We start from the raw sequence: 19,809 nt of genomic DNA, 5'->3' as shown, positions 1-19,809 counted from the left end.
ACCTCACACCACCTCAAACTTGTATCCCAACCCCCGCACCGTCACGATATGCACCGGATTACCCGGATCCTGCTCAACCTTGGCCCGCAGACGCTTAATGTGCACATCAAGCGTCTTGGTATCCCCCACATAGTCACTACCCCACACCCGATCAATGAGCTGCATGCGAGTCAACACACGACCCGCATTCCGCAACAACATCTCCAGCAGCTCAAACTCCTTCAACGGCAAAGAAATCTGCTCCCCCCGCACCTTCACCACATGCCGCTCCACATCCATCTGTACCGGACCGGCCCCCAACGCCACAGGCAGCACCTCCTCCGGCTCAGCACGACGACGCAACACCGCCTTCACCCGAGCCAACAACTCACGACTCGAATACGGCTTCGTCACATAATCATCCGCACCAATCTCCAACCCCACCACCTTGTCAATCTCACTATCTTTCGCCGTCAACATAATGATCGGGACCGAAGAATCTGCCCGGATCCGCTTACACACCTCCACCCCATCCAGCCCCGGAAGCATCAAATCCAACAACACCAATTCAGGCCGAACAACAGCGAAATCCCGCACCGCAGACACACCATCAGCCGACACTGACACCTCATACCCCTCCTTACGCAAGAGATATGACAACGGGTCAGAAAACGACTCCTCGTCCTCAACCACCAAAATGTGCGTCATACGCCAACCCTCCAATCACAACAACCGCACAACGCAGCACCTCGCCACGCCTACACCGCAACACAACAACATCACACCCCCGCACCCCCTGAAACCGCATCAACACCAGGCATCTGTGGCAACCGAACCGTAAAAGTAGACCCCTCCCCCAACTTGCTCCACACCTTCACCTCACCCCCATGATTCGTACATATGTGCTTCACAATCGCCAACCCCAACCCCGTCCCACCGGTAGCACGCGAACGCGCCTCATCCACCCGATAGAAACGCTCAAAAACCCGCTCTAACGCCTCCGGAGCAATCCCCGTCCCCTGATCAGCCACCGCAACCTCAATCACCCCACCAACAGAACGCACAGTCACCGCCACCCGCGTACGCTCAGCCGAATAATTAATCGCATTCGACAACAAATTACTCACCGCAATCACCAACATCCGGTGATCACCCACTACCTGCGCCCGCTCATCACCCTCAAACACCATCTCCACATCACGAGACTCCGCAAGAGTCTGAACACTCTCCAACGCATCACGCACCACGGCCGTCACTGTCACCGGCACCGGATCCGAAATCGCCTCATCCACCTGCAACCGCGACAAATCAACGATGTCCTGCACCAACCGCGTCAACCGCGAAGACTCCATCTGAATCCGACGCGCAAACCTCGCTACCGTCTGCGGATCCTCACACGCATCCAACACCGCCTCAGCCAACAACGCGATCCCACCCACCGGCGTCTTCAATTCATGCGACACATTCGCCACAAAATCCCGACGCACATCCTCCACCCGCTGCGCCCGCGTCCTATCCTCCACAAACAACGCCACAAACCCCGACCCCAAATCCACAGCACGCACCGCCACCGACACCCGCGCATCAACAAAACGATCCCGCGTCAACGTGAACTCATGCTCACTGCTCTGCCCCATCCGACGCGCATGACGCACCACCGCCCGCAACTCGTCATGCACCAAATCCTGACCACGCAACAACCCCATCACCGACGTCGACGGACTCGAACGCACCACCCGATCCCGCGAATCGATGACCATCACGCACTCCTTGAACGCAGTGATCAACCGATCAAACATTTCAGAGGTATCTACCGACCCCGAAGAACGCACATCACGAACACTCACACCCCCACCATTCACCCCACCAACACCGCGCTCAGCACCAACCCCCACGACACGCCCAACCCACCGCCTCACCTCCGCAACAATTGAACCCACCCCGCAACCCTACGCACCCTCACGTCACCAAACCCCCGCAACCCATCACCAACCACACCATCGACACCAAGGATTCGCCACCACGCCACCACCCGTTCACACAAACCACACCCACCACCCCAACCGACACCAACTCGCCCACGACCAGACACCCCCAACCAACCTGAACCTGATTGACTGACCCCTACCCACGCGCCCGACCCCGCTGGCACACCCCAGTCACTCCACGCCACGGCGGCGCACACACACAGCAGGAGGAACTATGCGCGACGCCTTCCACGAAGTACTCGACCAACTCACCGACGACCTCGTAGAAATGACCCGCCTGGCCGCCTCATCCATGTCACGAGCCACCAACGCGCTCCTGGACGCTGACCTCGAACTGACCCAAACTGTCATCTCCGCAGACGAACAACTCGACGCACTCGAGAAAAAAATTAACCTCGTCGCCGTCGACACCCTCGCACGCCAACAACCCGTCGCCACAGACCTACGCATCATTGTCACCGCGCTACGCATGGCCGCCAGCATCGAACGCATGGGAGACCTAGCCGTCCACGTCGCCAAAGTAGCCCGACTTCGCTACCCCGAAGCCGCAGTTCCCCCCGAAGCCCGCGCAACCATCCTCGAAATGGCCCAAGTAGCCAACAAACTCATCACCCAAGTCGGCGGAATTATCACCACCAAAGATATGGACGCCGTCAACACCCTCGACCTCACCGACGACCGCCTAGACGCCCTTCACCGCGAAATTTACAACCTCATCACCAGCGAAAACGCCCCCCACGACCGTAAAACATCCATCGACCTAGCCCTGCTAGCCCGCTACTACGAACGCTTCGGTGACCACGCCGTCTCCGTCGGCGAACAAATGCAATACCTCGTCACCGGCATCATCGAACAACGCGCCTAACAGCACTTACACAGCCACAAGGGGTGCCCCGCCAGCAACAGCGAGGCACCCCTTGCATTCACACAGCGACAACAACGCCAAATGAATTACTTGCCCTGATTAGCAACCGCTTCAGCAGCAGCCTTCGCTGCCTCCGGGTCAAGATACGTGCCGCCCTTAACAACCGGAGCGAAATTCTCATCAAGTTCATAAAGCAGCGGAATACCCGTCGGGATGTTCAACGCCGCAATATCCTCATCGCTAATACCATCAAGATGCTTCACCAATGCACGCAAACTGTTTCCATGCGCGGCAAGCGCAACTGTTTTACCCGCCACCAAATCAGGCTTAATATCGCTTTCCCAATAAGGCAACATACGCGCCACGACATCTTTCAAACATTCCGTCAACGGTGCACCACCATCAATATCCGCATAACGCAGATCATTTGACTGGCTGAACTCGTTACCCGGATCAATCTCCGGCGGCGGAACATCATACGAACGACGCCACTGCATAAACTGCTCATCACCGAACTGATCACGGATCTCTTTTTTGTTCAGACCCTGCAGCTTGCCGTAATGACGCTCATTAAGCCGCCAACTACGCTTCACCGGAACCCAGTGACGATCAGCCACATCCAAAGCCAAGTTGGCCGTCTTAATAGCCCGACGCAGCAACGACGTGTGCAACACATCCGGAAGCACACCGTTGGACTTCAACAGCTCACCAGCACGAGCTGCCTCGGCGCGACCCTTCTCGGACAAGTCAACATCGACCCAACCGGTGAACAGGTTTTTCGCATTCCATTCGCTCTCACCATGGCGGAGCAGGACGAGCTTGTAAGTCATGCCCCCACTCTATGACTTCACTCCCAGGCCTCAGCACAACAACCCAGCAATCGCATCACCAAACCACAAGCTCACTCCCCCCGCCGATGCGCCACCGCATCGGCATACACCTCCAACACCCGCTTCGCCGTCGCAGCCCATCCAAAAGACTGCGCATGCTCATACCCAACCCGCCCCAACTGCGCACGTCGATCCGCATCATCGAGAAGACGTTCGAACACCAACGACCACTCCCCCACATCATGGGTCGGCACCAAAACACCCCCCTTCACAGCCGTCGGCAGCCCACCCACCGCCGCAGCCACCACCGGCACACCACACGCCTGCGCCTCAATCGCCACCAACCCAAACGACTCGTTGTGAGAAGGAACACCCACAATGTCCGCACTGCGATACCACTGCGCCAACACCTCCCGCTCCACTGGCGGCGAGGTCAGCAACATATGCCCCACACCCAATTCAGCCGCCCGATCCAACACAAGCCTCGGACGCTCCAACCCCGTACCCGACGGCCCCCCAATCACCACCAGCCTCAACCGCTGCCCCAAATCCGGCCGCCGAGAGGCCACATCAGCCACCACATCCACCAGCAAATCCGGTGCCTTCAACGGCTGAATCCTCCCCACAAAACACACCACAAGCGCATCCTCAGGCAGCCCGGTCACCGCACGCGCAGCCTGAGGATCACCTGGCATAAAGGTCTCTAAATCAACTCCCGGGGGCACCACCTCCACCACATCAGCCGACGCCCCATAAAACGAGACCAACTCATCCCGCTCTCGCGCTGTATTAGCCACCAACCGATCAGCAATCGAAACCACCTGCTCTTCACCAATCTCACGAACCAGCGGCTCGGCAGCATCCCCAGGCGCCAACAACGCATTCTTCACCTTCGCCATCGTGTGCATCGTGTGCACCAACGGCACGTTCCACCGCTGCGCCGCCAGCCACCCCACCTGACCCGACAACCAGTAATGCGAATGCACCACGTCGTAATGCCCCTCAGGACGCCCAGCAACCTCACGCATCACCCCCGCAGCGAACGCACACAACTGCGACGGCAGCAAATTCTTATCCAACCCCTCATACGGCCCCGCAAGCACGTGCCGCACCACCACCCCCGGACACAACTGCACCTCATTAGGCAACGACGCCGACGTCTTGCGCGTAAAAATAACAACCTCCACCCCCATCGCAGCCAAATGCCGCGCAACCTCCACCACATACACATTCATCCCACCAGCGTCCCCTGTACCAGGCTGATCCAACGGCGACGTATGAAACGACAGCATCGCTACCCGACGGACAGGTGCCTGCACATCGACCGAACCGGCCACGACGGCCTCCCCTTCTCACATGTGACGTTTCGCTGGTCATACTGCCGCCACCACCCCCTTAACCCCAACCGCGCACTACACAAGCACCTAGCCCAGCACGCACCAACCCATCACCTCCAGATATGGTTCGGCAGTGGGCGCAACAAAACCGATGGGTGAAATCACTCGTGGAACCACCAACCCCAACCGCCTGCGCCGCTGCGACAGGTGGCTCGCTTCCATGTACGCACACCTGCTCACCCGCCGTAACAACCCCATTTGGATCGTCGACCTCGGCTACGGCGCCTCCCCCATCACCACCCTCGACATGGCCAACCATCTAGCCTCCCACCCCGACATCGCCCGCCCTCCCCACACCGCAAACCTACGCATCCGCGGACTCGAAATCGATCCACAACGCGTACACCACGCAAACACAGTCATGCAGGAGCGAAAAAAAACCAGACACCCTGAACCCATCGCCATCGACTTTGCGCTCGGCGGATTCGAAACACCCCTACCCAACAACGCCCAAGCCACCGTCATCCGCGCATTCAACGTTCTACGTCAATACGACGAAAAAGACGTACCCCAAGCATGGAAAACACTGTGCTCACGTCTAACCCCCGAGGGCATCGCCATCGACGGAACCTGCAACGAACTAGGCCGCCGCACCACCTGGATCACCCTGAACCGCTCCGGCCCCATCCACCTAACCATCTCCATCAAACACGGCGCCTGGCAACGCCCCTCTGACATCGCCGAACGCCTACCCAAAGCACTCATCCACCACAACATCCCCGGAACACGCATCAACGCATTCCTCACCGACTGGGATGACGTATGGGCCCGCAACAGCCACCACGCAACCTTCGGTCAACGACAATGGTTCATCGCAGCCTGCGCAGACCTACGTGACCGCGGCTGGCCCCTACTGCATGGACCACGACGCTGGCGCCTAGGAGAAGTAACTATCCGTTGGGACGCTGTAGCGCCCTAGAGGATCAGAGCGTTAAAAACACTCACCAACTTCCGTGCGGACCAAAACCACCAGAAGAGTCTTTACGACGTTTAATCATGGGCGTGTATTGACGCAAAGCAGGGCGGGCATCAGCGAAATACACCCCCACCGCAACAATCGCAATCAAAGAGAAAGCCCCCAACCCCGCCACATTCGTCACACCAACAAAAGTGATAAGCGCAGCCACGGCATTAATCCCAACCCACACAGGCTTCGTAAGCTTTTCAGCCGCCTGATACGAACCAGCCGGATGCAAAGCAGAATCCACCAACGCCCACAATGACGCACCAAAAGCAATCACCCCCAACGCCAAAAGCGCGAAGCTCTGCAACGTCATCAAGGTCGCCAACATGCACACCAGCGTACGTGCCCCAGGTTGCCAACCGCAGCGTGTGGATCCGTGTTCACGTACGCATCCACCCAGAACACACCAACCAACACCTATACGTCACACATCAACAATCACCGTAAACGGCCCATCATTAACCAACTCCACCTCCATATCAGCACCAAAGCGCCCCGTCTGAACCTCCACGCCCTGCGCCCGCAAAGCCTCAACCAACGCATCAAACAACGGCTCAGCCACATCACCACGCGCCGACTCACTCCACGATGGACGTCGCCCCTTACGCGTACTTCCATACAAAGTGAACTGACTGACCAACAAAACCGGCGCGCCATCATCACTCACAGACGTCTCATCACGAGACAACCGCAACTGAGCAATCTTGCGCGCCATCAGATCAACCTCAGCCGCCGTGTCATTCACATGCGCAGCAACAAGGACAACCAACCCCGGCCTCGTGATCTGCCCAACCACCTCGCCAGCAACCCGCACCGCACCACGCGTAGCCCGCTGCACAACTGCTCTCATAACAACCCCTCACCACAAACCAAAAACATCACGGCTGCACAATCACGGTCTGCGCAACCGTCACATCACCGGCCAACAACACTGCATCAACAGGAGTGTTCCTACGCACCAACCCAAGACCTACCGGGCCATCCACGTGATGCATCGCCACCGACGACAACCGCCCCACCACACGCCCATCCAACGTCAACTCAGCACCAGGTTCAGGCAACGTATGCCCCGAACCATCCAGATGAGCGAAAAACAACCGGCGCGGCGGACGACCCAAATTATGAACCCGCGCCACCGTCTCCTGACCGCGATAACACCCCTTACGCAGATGCACCGCCACCCGAAGCCAATCCAACTCATGAGGGATAGCCCGACCGTCAGTTTCATAGCCACACCGAGGACGCCACGCCTGAATCCGCTGCGCCTCAACCGCAGCCATACCCGCTAACGGCCGGTCACCAACAAATCCTTCAACCCCCTCCCGCGGCACAATCACCTCACGCCACGCACGCTCACGCCCCGGATGCTCAAACCCTGGAACAACCTGCCCTCCCTCCTCAGGCACAACCTGCCCAGCAGCATCCCCAGAGGCCAACCGCCGCTGCAACGCCGCACGCCCACGAACCGGCCGCGACACCGGCGCATCCGGCCCATAACAAGCAGTGTCGCCAACCGGCCCCGGCCACGCATCCACCCAGGCAAGCAACTCACCCTCAACCGACTCACGCGCAACCGGCTCACCCACCACCGCGAACCGATCAGAGACATCAGCAACCTCAACACGCAGCATGAACCTCATCGAATCCAGCCACGCAACAACCGCACCAGACGTCCCCGGCTCAACCGTCATCCACAGCGTCTGACCGTCATCGACAACATGCAAGTCATGCTCAATCCGCCCCTGCGGATCCAACACAAGCGTGCTCATCGAATGCCGCGGCGCCAACCCCAACAACGACTGCGTAGTGAGCGAGTTCAACCAACTCAACCGATCCGGACCCGAAACCGTCACCACACCACGATTCGACAAATCCGCAACCGCCACGCCCTGCTCCAACAAACGCGACTCACGCAACGGATCCCCGTAATGCACAGCAATCCCGGCATCCACACCCACCCCAGCCACTGCCTTCGGGCGCGCCAACAGTGGCGAGGCGGGAGGAACCTCGCCCCTCACGCAACCCGCTCAAGCTGCGCAGACATGTGCGACGTCATCGGATGACCATCAGCAGCCATCTCCAACACCCACATCAACTTCGAATCCACCAACCCATACATGCGCTTAGCCGAGTTGTACTCCCGCGCAGCAGGAGAACGCATCACACCATCCGTAGCTATCTCGATGACCGGGCGCTCCTTCTCCTTCTTCCCAACAAACATCTCCACAATGCCTGTCGGATGCGCCAACAACAGCTCAATCTCACCATCGCCCACCACACGCCAATACCCAGTCTCCGTGGCCAAAGGACGAACCTGCTTACCCTCCTCATCCAACTCCCACGAACGAGAATTCATCGTCAGGAATGGACGCCCATCATGAGTAATCTCCACCTCCTGCACCATGTTGCACGACTCCATACCGGGATAACCCACCACTCCCAAACCACGCCACGAGCCAACCAACCACGCCAGCGGGGCAACCTCAGGGTTCAAAGTCACATCTAGCTCAAAAACCATGCCGCCATCCTCCCCGATACACGGCACCTTGCGCACCTCCAACCACCCAACACCCCACTCATCACCCACTCAACAACGGCACCAACGACCCCAACACCACCCACGCCTGCCCATACGCAACCACACCCGTCACCAACAAACTCGCCGCACCCGCAGCCCACCGAGCCCGAAAACCCGCAATCGTCGGAAGACCACACAACGCCAACCTCAACGTAAAAGACCCCAAACCAGCCAAACCACCAGCCAAACCCGCCACCCACACATCACTACCAACCCCCTGCGGCCCCACCCACAGCCACACCAAAGCGCCAACAACCGCACCCAACACCGATGCAACCACCGCCGGCACCCAAGCACGACCACGACTCACCAAACCACCAGGCAATCCATCAGCAGCTACCCCCACCAACGTCGCCGCAACCACACCCAAAGACGTCGCATGCCCCACCGGCCCCTCCAAAATCAAAAAACACGACCCCGAAGCAACCACCGTGATCCCAAAAACCGCCGACGACACCGACTCCACCAACCGCGGCCGCCGATCCCGCCGCCCCAACTGATGCACAAACTCCAACACCAACACCACAGCAATCGCTGCCACCAACATGCTCACATGCGTCCGGTGCGTCACCCACCCACCAGCCACCAAAATCACCGCAGCAGCAACCAAAATCCCCGTCGTCCCACGCGGACTCGGCAACTGCAACAACCGAACCCACCCATTAGCCATCATCAACATCGGCACCCCCACACCCAACGTCATCAACGCCGGCACACCAGTGGCAATCCCCACACCCGCCGCCACCGTCACCGCAAAACACGCCATAGATGCAGGCCACACAGCCCATGTCACGAGATCGGGACTCTCACTCACACAACCACCCTAGCCAGTTCACCCCACACCTGTTCCCCCGAATCACCCTCCCGCAAACGGAGGAAGCAGCTCAACCACCGAACCATCCCCCACAACCCGGCCACGATCACCCCTAACACCATCCACCAAACACGTACACACACCCACCACCTTCTCCAGCTCCGGATGCACCACCACCGCCGCATCCAGCACCTCACCCACCGTGCCCGCCGAAACAACCTCACTGTCACACCCCGCCGCAGCCGCAGCCGCAGCCCAATACCGCACCGTCACAACACCAGCCACAATCAACCCCTCCTCACACAGCCACAAGCAACCTGCCCATAGCCACACACAACAACCTCAAACAACCCAAAAATAGACCGCCGAACAACAGCGGACCTCCCACCAATCGTATTCTCAGACGCATGGCCCGGCTCCTCCTGATGACGTCAATGCCCTCACGGCACCTCGACGTCCTACCCGCCCTCGGCCTCCTCTCCCACGACGTCGCCCACATGCCCATCGACACCCACACCCCCACCCCCAGCACCGGATTCGACATCCTGCTCATCGACGCACGCCACGACCTCGCACGCGCCAAAGCCCACTGCCGACACATCTCCCTAGCCCTACCCGACATCCCCATCCTCGCCATCGTTACCGAAGGCGGACTCATCACCATCAACGCCGACTGGGGCATCGACGACATCCTCCTCACCAACGCCGGACCAGCCGAAATAGACGCCCGCATACGCCTAGCCACCAGCCGCCGCCCACCTCCCCCCACCACAGACAACGACCGCATCACCTCCGGCCAACTCACCATCGACGAATCCGCCTACACCGCTCGACTGGCCGGAGACCTACTCGACCTCACCTACAAAGAATTCGAACTCCTCAAACACCTCGCCAACCGCCCCGGACGCGCCTTCACCAGAGCCCAACTCCTCCAAGAAGTCTGGGGATACGACTACTTCGGTGGCACCCGCACTGTCGACGTACACATCCGACGCCTACGCGCAAAACTCGGCCACGAACACGAAGAACTCATCGCCACCGTCCGCAACGTCGGCTACCGATTCAACCCACCCGGAGACCCCCACCCCTAACCCCACCAACAATCACATACACGCCCACCCCCAACTCGACGCAGCAATGCGCCAAGATGGAACCATGAATGCACAACGCGTCCTGACCGAGCCCGAACTCACCGAGTTCCGCGCGCTAGCTCAGGCCGTCACAGACGCCGACGGCGTCGAAGCTTTCTCCGAAGCCACCATGCTCCACGCAGCCTCCACCACCGAAGGCAACCACGCCTTCATCCTCCTACGCCACAACCCAGAAGACCCCACCAGCCCCATCATCGCCGCCGCCCACATCGACAACCTCACCGACGCACCCAGCGCCGAAATCGCCGTAGCCCCCACCGCCCGCAGCCACGGACACGGCACCCACCTCATCACCACCATCCTCACCACCCACCCCACCACACACTTCTGGGCACACGGACACCTGCCCGCAGCCCAACACCTCGCCCACAAAACACACCTCACCACCGTTCGCGAACTGTGGAAAATGAGCCGCCCAGTCGAAGGCATCACCCCCACCGACCCCCACGACATCACCCTGCCTGACGGCTACACCTGGCGCACCTTCAACCCCAACACCGACCACGACACCACCGACTGGCTCAACGTCAACGCCGCAGCATTCGCCACCCACCCAGAACAAGGCCGCATCACCCGCGAAGACCTCCACGCCCGCTTCGCCGAACCCTGGTTCGACCCCAACGGCTTCTTCCTCATCCACGCCCCCAGCAACACACCGACCACCGAAGGCTCCCTCGCCGCCTTCCACTGGACCAAACACCCCCACACCAACGAACCCGGCGAAATCTACGTCGTCGGCGTCCACCCAGACCACCAAGGACACGGACTAGGCACCGCCGCCACCGCCCTAGGGCTGGCCCACCTAAGCACCACCGGCGCCACCACCATCGACCTCTACGTCGAAGGCGACAACACTCCAGCCATCGCCACCTACCAACACGCCGGATTCCACCGCACCGCACACGACGTCCAATACGCGCACACCCCCACCGGCCAGAAAGCACACACCATGAGCAACGACACCAGCTCCCCGACCCCCACCAACGAAGCCACAACCGTCCCCACATCCGTCACCCCCCGACGTGCCCCCGAACCCCGATTCACCCCCCTCCCCCAGCACAACACCACCGAAGAAGAATTCCCCACCGACCGCTTCCTCGACCGCGAAATCAGCTGGCTCGCCTTCAACGAACGCGTCATGCAAATGGCCGAAGACACCACCGTGCCTCTGCTAGAACGCGTCAACTTCCTATCCATCTTCGCCAGCAACCTCGACGAGTTCTTCATGGTCCGCGTCGCCGGACTTAAACGCCGCATCGCCACCGGACTAGCAGTGCGCTCCGCCTCCGGCCTCGAACCCCGCGAACTCCTGGACCGCATCCACACCGTCAGCTCTGAACTACAACAACGCCACGCCCACCTCTACATCGACGAAATCCAACCCGCCCTGGCCAACGAAGGCATCACCATGGCTCACTGGGCCGACCTCGCCATCGACGAACGCGCACACCTAACCCAATGGTTCGACGCCACTGTCTTCCCCGTCCTAACCCCACTGGCCGTCGACCCCTCCCACCCCTTCCCCTACATCTCCGGCCTCTCCCTCAACATGGCCGTCGTACTCGTCAACACCGAAACAGGAAACGAACACTTCGCCCGCCTCAAAATCCCCTCCCTCCTACCCCGACTCGTCCCCCTCGACGACGAAGACAACACCCCCCACAGCGCCCGCTTCGTCCCCATCGAAGAAATCATCGCCGTCCACCTTGACCGCCTCTTCCCCGGCATGGACGTCCGCGAACACTTCACCTTCCGCGTCACCCGCAACGAAGACCTCGAAGTCGAGGAAGACGACGCCGAAAACCTCCTCACCGCCCTCGAAAAAGAACTCACCCGCCGACGCTTCGGACCACCCGTAAGACTCGAAGTCGAAGACGGCATCAGCGAACACGTCATGGCTCTACTCACCCGCGAAATGCACATCCACCCCAAAGAAGTGCTACGCCTCCCCGCCCCCCTAGACCTACGCGGTCTACGCGCCATCGCCGACCTGGAACGCACCGAACTCAAATACCCCGGATTCGTCCCCCGCAGTCACCCCGACCTCGCCCGCGTCGAATCCAGCAAAGCCGCAAACATGTTCACGGCCATCCGCGCCAAAGACGTCCTCGTCCAACACCCCTATGACTCCTTCTCCACCTCAGTACAAGCCTTCATCGAACAGGCCGCAGCCGACCCCAACGTCCTAGCCATCCGCCAAACCCTCTACCGAACCAGCGGCGACTCACCCATCATCGACGCCCTCATCGATGCCGCCGACGACGGCAAACAAGTCCTAGCAGTCGTCGAGATCAAAGCCCGCTTCGACGAACAAAACAACATCGACTGGGCCCGCAAACTCGAACACGCAGGAGTCCACGTCGTCTACGGCGTCGTCGGTCTCAAAACACACTGCAAACTCTCCCAAGTAGTCCGCCGCGAACAATCAGGCCTCGTTCGGTACTGCCACATCGGCACCGGCAACTACCACCCCAAAACCGCCCGCCTCTACGAGGACTACGGCCTCTTCACCAAAGACCCGGTCATCGCCGATGACATGACCAAACTCTTCAACCAACTCTCCGGGTGGGCCCCCGCCACTACCTACGAACGACTCCTCGTCGCCCCCCGCACCGTACGAACCGGCCTGCTAGACCACATCGGCACCCAAATCGAACGAGCCGAAAACGGCCTGCCCGCCTACGTCGGCATCAAAGTGAACTCCATCGTCGACGAAGCCGTCATCGACGAGCTCTACCGCGCAAGCCAAGCAGGAGTCAACGTTGACGTCCTCGTACGCGGCATCTGCTCCCTAAGACCCGGCGTCGAAGGCATGAGCGAAAACATCCGCGTCCGCTCCATCATCGGTAGATTCCTCGAACACTCCCGCGTATTCCTCTTCGGCCCCCGCGACGAACGCATCGCCTTCATCGGCAGCTCCGACATGATGCACCGCAACCTCGACCGACGAGTCGAAGCACTAGTACGCCTATCTGATCCCCGACACATCGAACAAACATCAGCACTGGTCGAACTCGGCATGAGCGACGAAACAGCCAGCTATCACCTCGGCGGCGACGGACGCTGGACCCGCCACTACAACTCCCCCGAAGGCACCCCTCTAGTCGACATGCAAGCACGCCTCATCGAAGAACACAGCGCCCGCCGCAAACGAGCACGCACACGATGAGCAAAAACACCACCATCCGCGCCGCAGGCACCATCCCCTGGCGCAAAAGCCCAAACGGTATCGAAGTCGCTCTCGTCCACCGCCCCCACCACAACGACTGGAGCTGGCCCAAAGGACACCTCGACCCAGGCGAACGCAGCCCCATCGCTGCCATCCGCGAAACCCACGAAGAAACCGGACTCAACATCCGGCTCGGCGTTCCTCTCCCCACAACCCAGTACACCGTCAACACCAGACCCAAAATCGTCGACTACTGGAGTGCAACCATCACCGGAGGTACAGGCAAACTCCTCCACGAAGTCGACCAAGTGGCATGGCTAACCATCCCCGAAGCACTTACCACTCTCACCTACGAACGCGACCAGATCCCTCTCCTAGAACTCCAACGCCATCACCACGAGAACACTCTGGCCACCGCACCACTGATCTTCGTACGCCACGCGCTAGCTGTACCACGAAAACAATGGCGCAAGCACGACCAACGGCGCCCGCTAAGCAAAGACGGACTCGCCCAAGCAAAAGCCCTGCCCCCACTCCTGCAGGCCTATAACGTGCACCGACTGGTCAGCTCATCCAGCGAACGCTGTGCCACCACATTCCACTGGGCCTCAAAGAAACTCACAGTGCCGATACGTCAAACAGATCGGCTCACTGAAGAAGGATTCGCTGCCCATCCCAAAGCAGCCCGCCGCTGCGTGGACAAACTCACCGACTGGATACGTAAAAAAGGCCTAGGAGCAGCGCTATGCACTCACGGGCCCCTCGTTGAGACTCTCCTGACCTCTCTTGCCCACGATGCGCCCGATAAAGACACTGCCCATGTGCTCCTTGACGCAGCACACAACGGAATGGACAAAGGTGAAGCAATCGCGATTCACCTGGCAGTAAATGCATCAGATCGCCACATTGTTGCCATCCGGCGGCACCGAGCCTGAACTGCGGTAATGCATTTACGCGTGTCTAATGACGCAGAAGCTGAGGCGACATGCGCACTCGCATTCTGTACCGTTGTCCATGTGCCGGGCCGCGGCAGCCCCGGGTCCCAACTTCAGCCGCCAAGAGCGGCCACGCGCCGTGAGGCGCTCCCGGTCCGGCACGCATCATCTGCGGCTTGGTAACAGGTTCTGTCTATTACTCAACAGCTTTCAGGAATGGGGATTCAAGAATTCATCCCCTATCCCAGATAGCGACTTAACCGAAACGCCCCGATACATAATCTTCAGTCTCTTTATGCGCTGGATTATTGAAGACTTTCTGTGTGTCATCAAACTCCACTAAATGACCACCCTGACCAACGCCAACTAGATTAAAGAACCCCGTCTTGTCACTCACACGCGCAGCTTGCTGCATGTTATGCGTAACGATAACGATCGTGTAGTTTTCCTTCAACTCATGCATTAAGTCTTCAACAGCAAGAGTGGAGATGGGATCCAAAGCAGAACAAGGCTCATCCATCAGAACAATGTCCGGCTTAACTGCAATAGTTCGCGCAATACAAAGACGCTGCTGTTGACCACCCGAAAGTCCTGCACCAGAACGCCCCAGACGATCCTTCACCTCGGTCCACAAGTTCGCACCGCGCAAAGATTCCTCAACCAAATCATCTGCGTCCACTTTAGATAGGCGTCGATTATTCAGTCGATACCCAGCAAGCACATTGTCATAAATAGACATTGTAGGAAACGGCGTAGGTTTCTGGAAAACCATGCCAACCTTGCGTCGCACAGAAACCGGATCAACTCCTTTGCCGTAGAGATTCTCCCCATCGACAAGAACCTGACCTTCACAGTAAGCACCCGGAATGGCCTCATGCATTCGGTTAAGTGATCTCAAAAAGGTTGACTTACCGCATCCCGAGGGGCCAATGAGAGCAGTCACTGCACGAGCATGAATATTGACATTGACATCATGAACAGCGAGGAACTTTGAGTAGTAGATGTTTAGGTTAGAAACCTCGATGGCATATGACACGTCGATCAGTCCTTTTACTCGTCCGCGTCAGCGGGCCTTAGGGGCGAATACGTGAGAGACCCAACGAGCAACCAAATTAAGGGCCATCACGATAATCATAAGAAGAAGAGCCGCAGTCCACGCTCGATCAATATAAGGCTGCGGAGGTACACCCGGATTCATATACTGGTAGTAAGAGAAGACTGGCAATACCGCCATACGGCCAGAAAATGGATTCCAGTTAACCGAAGTTGTAATTCCAATAGTGACAAGAAGAGGTGCCGTTTCGCCAATGATACGAGCAATGGCGATAGTGACACCTGTAGCTATGCCTGCAATTGCAGTTCGAAGAACCACTTTTACGATAGTCAACCATTTAGGCACACCCAGCGCATATGCGGCTTCACGAAGCTCACTGGGAACAATTCTGAGCATTTCCTCGGTATTGCGCACCACTATAGGGATCATGAGGATACACAAGGCAGCTGCACCGATGATGCCAGCCCGAGCCCCTGGCCCCATCAAGAGGGCGAAAAGAGCGTAGGCGAAAAGTCCCGCAACGATCGAGGGAATCCCGGTCATGACATCAACGAAAAACGTTAATGCACGTGACAGACGGTTGTTATTTCCGTATTCGACAAGATAAATAGCCGTAAGGACCCCCACAGGTACGGAAATAACCGTGGAAATAGCAGTGACGATGAAGGTTCCGACCACTGCATGCACTGCACCGCCACCACCGCCGAAAACACCACGCATTGACTCAGTGAAAAAGGCTGGATCCAGTCGAGTCAGACCTTGCTGAGTCACGGTCCAAAGCAGGGAGACCAAGGGGATAAGCGCCAGTAGGAAGAATGTAATGACGCACGCTGTGGCAATGCGGTCTACAGCTTGCCGGCGTCCCTCGATACAGGTAGAGACGATCGCTACCGCAGTGATATAGCACAGGCCGGTGAGAGTAACCAGCCCAAACATCTCCATGACATTGAGGCCCCCCTGATCAAACCACCCCAGGGACACGGCTGCGAGTATTCCCACCATGATGGCGGCAGCGAGAATGCCGTAACGCCCGAGTGGCCTGAGTTGACCTGCGCTGAGGCTATTTCTACTGCTGGAGCGCGTGCCGACGTTATCTGCAGTGATGGACATCAATTGGCTCCTGAGAACTTGCTTGTGCGGGATACAACCCAACGGGCCACCGTATTGACAGTCAAAGTGAGAGCGAAAAGCGCAAGACCAGCTGCAATGAGAGTGTTTGAATCCAACCCACTGACTTCAGGGAAATTAAGTGCGATGTCAGCTGCGATGGTGCCGGGATTCGAAGAGGTAAGGATGCGAGCGGTGTAGTCGACGCTGGGAGAAAGGATCATGGCAACCGCCATGGTTTCGCCCAACGCGCGCCCCAGGCCGAGCATCGTGGCCGAAACCATGCCAGAACGCCCGAAGGGGAACACAGCCATACAGATCATTTCCCAGCGCGTAGCCCCCAGAGCTAGCGCGGCCTCCTCATGCAGTCGGGGGGTTTGGAGAAAGATTTCCCGCATGGTGGCGGTCATGATCGGCAATATCATGACCGCCAAAACAACCCCAACGGTGAACATGGTGCGCCCCGTAGCGCTGGGAGTTCCTGCAAAGAAAGGTATCCAGCCGAAATTTTTGGTGAGCCACATGCCTAGCGGGACGGTAGCTGGGGCCAGAACTGATAGGCCCCATAGGCCGTACACAAGGCTGGGGACAGCTGCGAGTAGATCGATGAGATATCCCAGGAAAACAGCGAGGCGTCTGGGGGCATAGTGAGAGATAAAGAGAGAGATTCCCACTGACAAGGGCACTGCAATGAGGACGGCGATGGTCGCTGAAACGATGGTGCCGAAGAGGAGAGGCGCGATGTAGGCGATGAGTCCATGGCCTCCGCGCACATCTTCAGGAGAAGCAGTGACGGCAGGCAAAGCTTGCCAGATCAAGAATGTTGCCACCCCAGCGAGGATCGCCAGGATCGCCCAACCAGAGCCCAGAGTTAGGCCTGCGAAGATCCTGTCGCCGGGTCGCGTGACAGCTTTGGGAGGTCCCGCTGTATGCGTGGTCACAGTGCTCTCTTTCCTGGCGTGATGTGACGTTATTGTGGTGGTGCAGCAACGCGCTCAGTTCATTTCGCGGCGGTAATCGCGTTGATACCTTTCATGGCTGCTTCGCGGGTTTTGTTAGAGATGGGGGCTGACCCGGCGGACTGTTGAGCAGCTTTTTGTCCGTCTTCGGAGAAGATGTAGGTGAGCCAGCTTTTGACGAGCTCGGCTGTTTGTTTGTCTTTGTATTTGGTGCAGGCCAGGGCGTACGAGGTAAGCACGATGGGATAGTTCCCGGCCTCGGTGGTGTCTCGTTTGATGTCAAGTGCGTGGGAGTACTGGGGACGTCCGGCTGCGATGGGTGAGCTGTCGATGATTTTGGTTGCGGCTTCGGCAGAAATGGCGACGTATTCGCTGCCGACTTTTACTTTGGCTTTACCTAGATCCGCGACTTGTGATTCGTCGGCATAGCCAATGGTTCCGTCACCAGCTTTGATGGCTTGTACGACGCCAGCAGTTCCTTTGGCTGCTTCGCCGCCTTTGAGGGGCCAGCTGCCGTGGGGTTTGTGTGGCCATTGTTGGGGGGCGGCTTTGTTGAGGTAGTCGGTGAAGTTTTGGGTGGTGCCTGACTCATCGGAGCGATGCACGGGGGTGATGGTTAAGTCGGGCATGGTTTTGCCGGGGTTGTCGGCGATGATCTTGGGGTCGTTCCATTTAGTGATGTTGCCAGAGAAGATGTCAGCAATGACGGGAGCGGACAGTTGCAGGTCAGTGATGCCTGAGATCCGGTAGGCAACAGCGATGGGCGAAATGTAAACCGGCGCTTCGATGAGTTCGCCTCGTGTGCATGCGGTGGTGACTTTGGCGAGCTCTTCTTTTTTTAGGTAGGCGTCCGAGCCAGCGAATTGAACTCCACCGTTAAGGAACTGGGTTCGCCCACCACCGGATCCAACTGGATCGTAGTTGATAGTGGAGTTGGGGTTGTCGCTTTCGAATCCGACTTTCCATGCGGCGACAGCTGCTTGCTGGGAGCTGGCTCCGGCACCAGCGATGCTGCCGCTGACACCTGCGCCGTTACCGCTTGTCGCTTTAGACCCGTTTGCGCTGCATGCGACCACGGTGGCAGCTAAGGCAATGAGTGTTGTCACGGCGAGGGTGCGGCGAAGGTGGGCGAATTTCACTTCGAGGGTGCCTCTCTGATGGCTGTGGGTCGGTGTATGCACAGCCGAGTGGTGCGGATGGAGGCAAGGGGTATTCCTTGGGCAGTCGCCTCCTGGGTATGTCAGTGAGCACCATCCGGCATCGCAATACGTCTTGAAGATACGTGGGGATGGGTGACGTGAGAGAGGTACCTAGGTGAACACATGGTGAACGGGATCTAGATTTCGTGAGCTCGTGGATTGGTTTTTGGGTGGTTCTGTTGTGTTCTTAGACGAGGTCGCCTCGGCGCCACATACCGGCGCAGCTGTCCAGATCTTCGCCGGTGTTAAGCATGGCGGCGGCTTGGTCGGCGTGTTTGCGCGAATCGTTGGGGTCTTCGTGGGTTAGGTGGGCGGCGCGGCCGGCAGCGATGACTCGGCAGAAGGCACCAGCACGGTGTAGTGCCATAGCTAGATCACCGTCGAAGACTCCGCGCAGGATGCTGTCGATCATGGTGCGCAGTTCTTCAGGGCCTGGCGGGCAGGCCACTCCTGCTACCACTGCAGCTACGTCAGCGAAGCGCAATCCTTCGCGGTATTCGGTGGATGCACCGATGGGGTCGCGGCGGATCCATTCTTTGAGTGCGTAGAGGCGCCATAGCGCTCCGGGCAGTGATCGGGCTGCTTGTCCTGCCCAGAGCTCGGCGACGATTTCGATGCCGATCTCATCGATGAGGCCGACGAGGCGTGTTGTGGTGGCGGGGTCGGTTGCTTCTCTGCCAGCGCGCACGAGGGCAGCGGCCGTGTCGTGCGCGATGGCAGAGACGATAGCGGGGTCGAGCTCGTCTTGAGTGAAGGAGTCAAAGGCCTCGCTCGATAGTTTTGCGGGTTTGTGGAATCGGCGGTTGTTGTCTTGGCTCAT

The 19,809-nt window shown here is 58.8% G+C and carries 20 protein-coding genes and 1 pseudogene; 6 read left to right on the top strand and 15 right to left on the bottom strand.

Annotation, left to right across the window (positions count from 1 at the left end; all coding sequences use genetic code 11):
• Positions 1-3: 3 nt before the first annotated feature.
• Positions 4-687, bottom strand: a complete 684-nt coding sequence (locus DXZ77_RS01040) for a winged helix-turn-helix domain-containing protein (protein WP_115029286.1) — start codon at positions 685-687, stop codon at positions 4-6.
• A gap of 71 nt (positions 688-758) precedes the next feature.
• A complete protein-coding gene (locus DXZ77_RS01035; protein ID WP_258553059.1) occupies positions 759-1,919 on the bottom strand; it encodes a sensor histidine kinase in 1,161 nt (386 codons plus the stop codon).
• A 262-nt stretch (positions 1,920-2,181) separates the two neighbouring features.
• Here DXZ77_RS01035 and phoU point away from each other — a divergent pair, with 262 nt between their 5' ends.
• Positions 2,182-2,832 carry a phosphate signaling complex protein PhoU gene (gene phoU / locus DXZ77_RS01025; protein ID WP_115029280.1) on the top strand — a complete coding sequence of 217 codons (651 nt, stop codon included), beginning with the start codon at positions 2,182-2,184 and terminating at the stop codon, positions 2,830-2,832.
• A gap of 86 nt (positions 2,833-2,918) precedes the next feature.
• Here the strand turns inward: phoU and DXZ77_RS01020 are convergent, their stop codons facing one another.
• Together DXZ77_RS01020 and mshA are read right to left on the bottom strand one after the other, a co-directional pair.
• Positions 2,919-3,662: a phosphoglyceromutase gene (locus DXZ77_RS01020; RefSeq protein ID WP_115029278.1), complete on the bottom strand. Its 744-nt coding sequence runs from the start codon at positions 3,660-3,662 to the stop codon at positions 2,919-2,921.
• 71 nt (positions 3,663-3,733) lie between these two features.
• Positions 3,734-4,999, bottom strand: coding sequence for a D-inositol-3-phosphate glycosyltransferase (gene mshA, locus DXZ77_RS01015; RefSeq protein ID WP_306746316.1), 1,266 nt, complete (start codon positions 4,997-4,999; stop codon positions 3,734-3,736).
• Between the two features lie 133 nt (positions 5,000-5,132).
• On the opposite strand from mshA, the gene DXZ77_RS01010 reads away from it, so the two are divergent.
• The gene (locus tag DXZ77_RS01010) at positions 5,133-5,978 is read left to right on the top strand and encodes a class I SAM-dependent methyltransferase (RefSeq protein ID WP_258553058.1); all 846 of its coding nucleotides are present in this window, start codon (positions 5,133-5,135) and stop codon (positions 5,976-5,978) included.
• Positions 5,979-6,000: 22 nt separating this feature from the next.
• Here the strand turns inward: DXZ77_RS01010 and DXZ77_RS01005 are convergent, their stop codons facing one another.
• From DXZ77_RS01005 to DXZ77_RS00975, 6 genes are all read right to left on the bottom strand, one after another.
• Entirely contained in the window at positions 6,001-6,351 is a 351-nt protein-coding gene (locus DXZ77_RS01005) for a DUF2516 family protein (RefSeq protein WP_115029274.1), read from the bottom strand.
• Between the two features lie 96 nt (positions 6,352-6,447).
• The gene (dtd, locus tag DXZ77_RS01000; protein WP_115029272.1) at positions 6,448-6,873 is read right to left on the bottom strand and encodes a D-aminoacyl-tRNA deacylase; all 426 of its coding nucleotides are present in this window, start codon (positions 6,871-6,873) and stop codon (positions 6,448-6,450) included.
• A gap of 28 nt (positions 6,874-6,901) precedes the next feature.
• Positions 6,902-8,041 carry a CAF17-like 4Fe-4S cluster assembly/insertion protein YgfZ gene (gene ygfZ / locus DXZ77_RS00995; protein WP_115029270.1) on the bottom strand — a complete coding sequence of 380 codons (1,140 nt, stop codon included), beginning with the start codon at positions 8,039-8,041 and terminating at the stop codon, positions 6,902-6,904.
• Positions 8,038-8,541, bottom strand: a complete 504-nt coding sequence (locus DXZ77_RS00990; RefSeq protein WP_115032350.1) for a heme-binding beta-barrel domain-containing protein — start codon at positions 8,539-8,541, stop codon at positions 8,038-8,040. The genes ygfZ and DXZ77_RS00990 overlap by 4 nt, the downstream gene beginning before the upstream one ends.
• A 61-nt stretch (positions 8,542-8,602) precedes the next feature.
• Complete coding sequence (locus DXZ77_RS00985; RefSeq protein WP_147279141.1) at positions 8,603-9,415, bottom strand: hypothetical protein; 813 nt, start codon at positions 9,413-9,415, stop codon at positions 8,603-8,605.
• Between the two features lie 42 nt (positions 9,416-9,457).
• Positions 9,458-9,700: a MoaD/ThiS family protein gene (locus DXZ77_RS00975; protein ID WP_258553057.1), complete on the bottom strand. Its 243-nt coding sequence runs from the start codon at positions 9,698-9,700 to the stop codon at positions 9,458-9,460.
• Between the two features lie 122 nt (positions 9,701-9,822).
• Here DXZ77_RS00975 and DXZ77_RS00970 point away from each other — a divergent pair, with 122 nt between their 5' ends.
• The 4 genes and pseudogenes from DXZ77_RS00970 to DXZ77_RS00960 all read left to right on the top strand — a co-directional run bounded on the left by DXZ77_RS00970 (position 9,823) and on the right by DXZ77_RS00960 (position 14,670).
• A complete protein-coding gene (locus tag DXZ77_RS00970; protein WP_115029264.1) occupies positions 9,823-10,506 on the top strand; it encodes a winged helix-turn-helix domain-containing protein in 684 nt (227 codons plus the stop codon).
• 46 nt (positions 10,507-10,552) lie between these two features.
• Positions 10,553-11,470, top strand: a pseudogene (mshD, locus tag DXZ77_RS12285) (mycothiol synthase); the annotation flags it as partial.
• Between the two features lie 45 nt (positions 11,471-11,515).
• A complete protein-coding gene (locus tag DXZ77_RS00965) occupies positions 11,516-13,735 on the top strand; it encodes an RNA degradosome polyphosphate kinase (protein ID WP_258553296.1) in 2,220 nt (739 codons plus the stop codon).
• The gene (locus DXZ77_RS00960; RefSeq protein WP_115029262.1) at positions 13,732-14,670 is read left to right on the top strand and encodes an NUDIX hydrolase; all 939 of its coding nucleotides are present in this window, start codon (positions 13,732-13,734) and stop codon (positions 14,668-14,670) included. Before DXZ77_RS00965 ends, DXZ77_RS00960 begins: the two co-directional genes overlap by 4 nt.
• A gap of 256 nt (positions 14,671-14,926) precedes the next feature.
• Here the strand turns inward: DXZ77_RS00960 and pstB are convergent, their stop codons facing one another.
• The 5 genes from pstB to DXZ77_RS00935 form a co-directional block, all read right to left on the bottom strand.
• Positions 14,927-15,706, bottom strand: coding sequence for a phosphate ABC transporter ATP-binding protein PstB (gene pstB, locus DXZ77_RS00955; RefSeq protein ID WP_115029261.1), 780 nt, complete (start codon positions 15,704-15,706; stop codon positions 14,927-14,929).
• Positions 15,707-15,733: 27 nt separating this feature from the next.
• The gene (gene pstA / locus DXZ77_RS00950) at positions 15,734-16,834 is read right to left on the bottom strand and encodes a phosphate ABC transporter permease PstA (RefSeq protein WP_115029259.1); all 1,101 of its coding nucleotides are present in this window, start codon (positions 16,832-16,834) and stop codon (positions 15,734-15,736) included.
• Complete coding sequence (gene pstC / locus DXZ77_RS00945) at positions 16,834-17,772, bottom strand: phosphate ABC transporter permease subunit PstC (RefSeq protein ID WP_115029257.1); 939 nt, start codon at positions 17,770-17,772, stop codon at positions 16,834-16,836. The genes pstA and pstC overlap by 1 nt, the downstream gene beginning before the upstream one ends.
• Positions 17,773-17,831: 59 nt before the next feature.
• On the bottom strand, positions 17,832-18,971 hold the full coding sequence (gene pstS / locus DXZ77_RS00940; protein WP_258553056.1) for a phosphate ABC transporter substrate-binding protein PstS: 1,140 nt from the start codon (positions 18,969-18,971) through the stop codon (positions 17,832-17,834).
• Between the two features lie 205 nt (positions 18,972-19,176).
• Positions 19,177-19,809: a hypothetical protein gene (locus tag DXZ77_RS00935; RefSeq protein ID WP_115029254.1), complete on the bottom strand. Its 633-nt coding sequence runs from the start codon at positions 19,807-19,809 to the stop codon at positions 19,177-19,179.

It is taken from the genome of Dermatophilus congolensis (genome assembly GCF_900447215.1).
Lineage (GTDB): Bacteria > Actinomycetota > Actinomycetes > Actinomycetales > Dermatophilaceae > Dermatophilus > Dermatophilus congolensis_A.
Note: the sequence above shows the minus strand (reverse complement) of the source record. Positions and strands in the feature narration are given on the sequence as shown.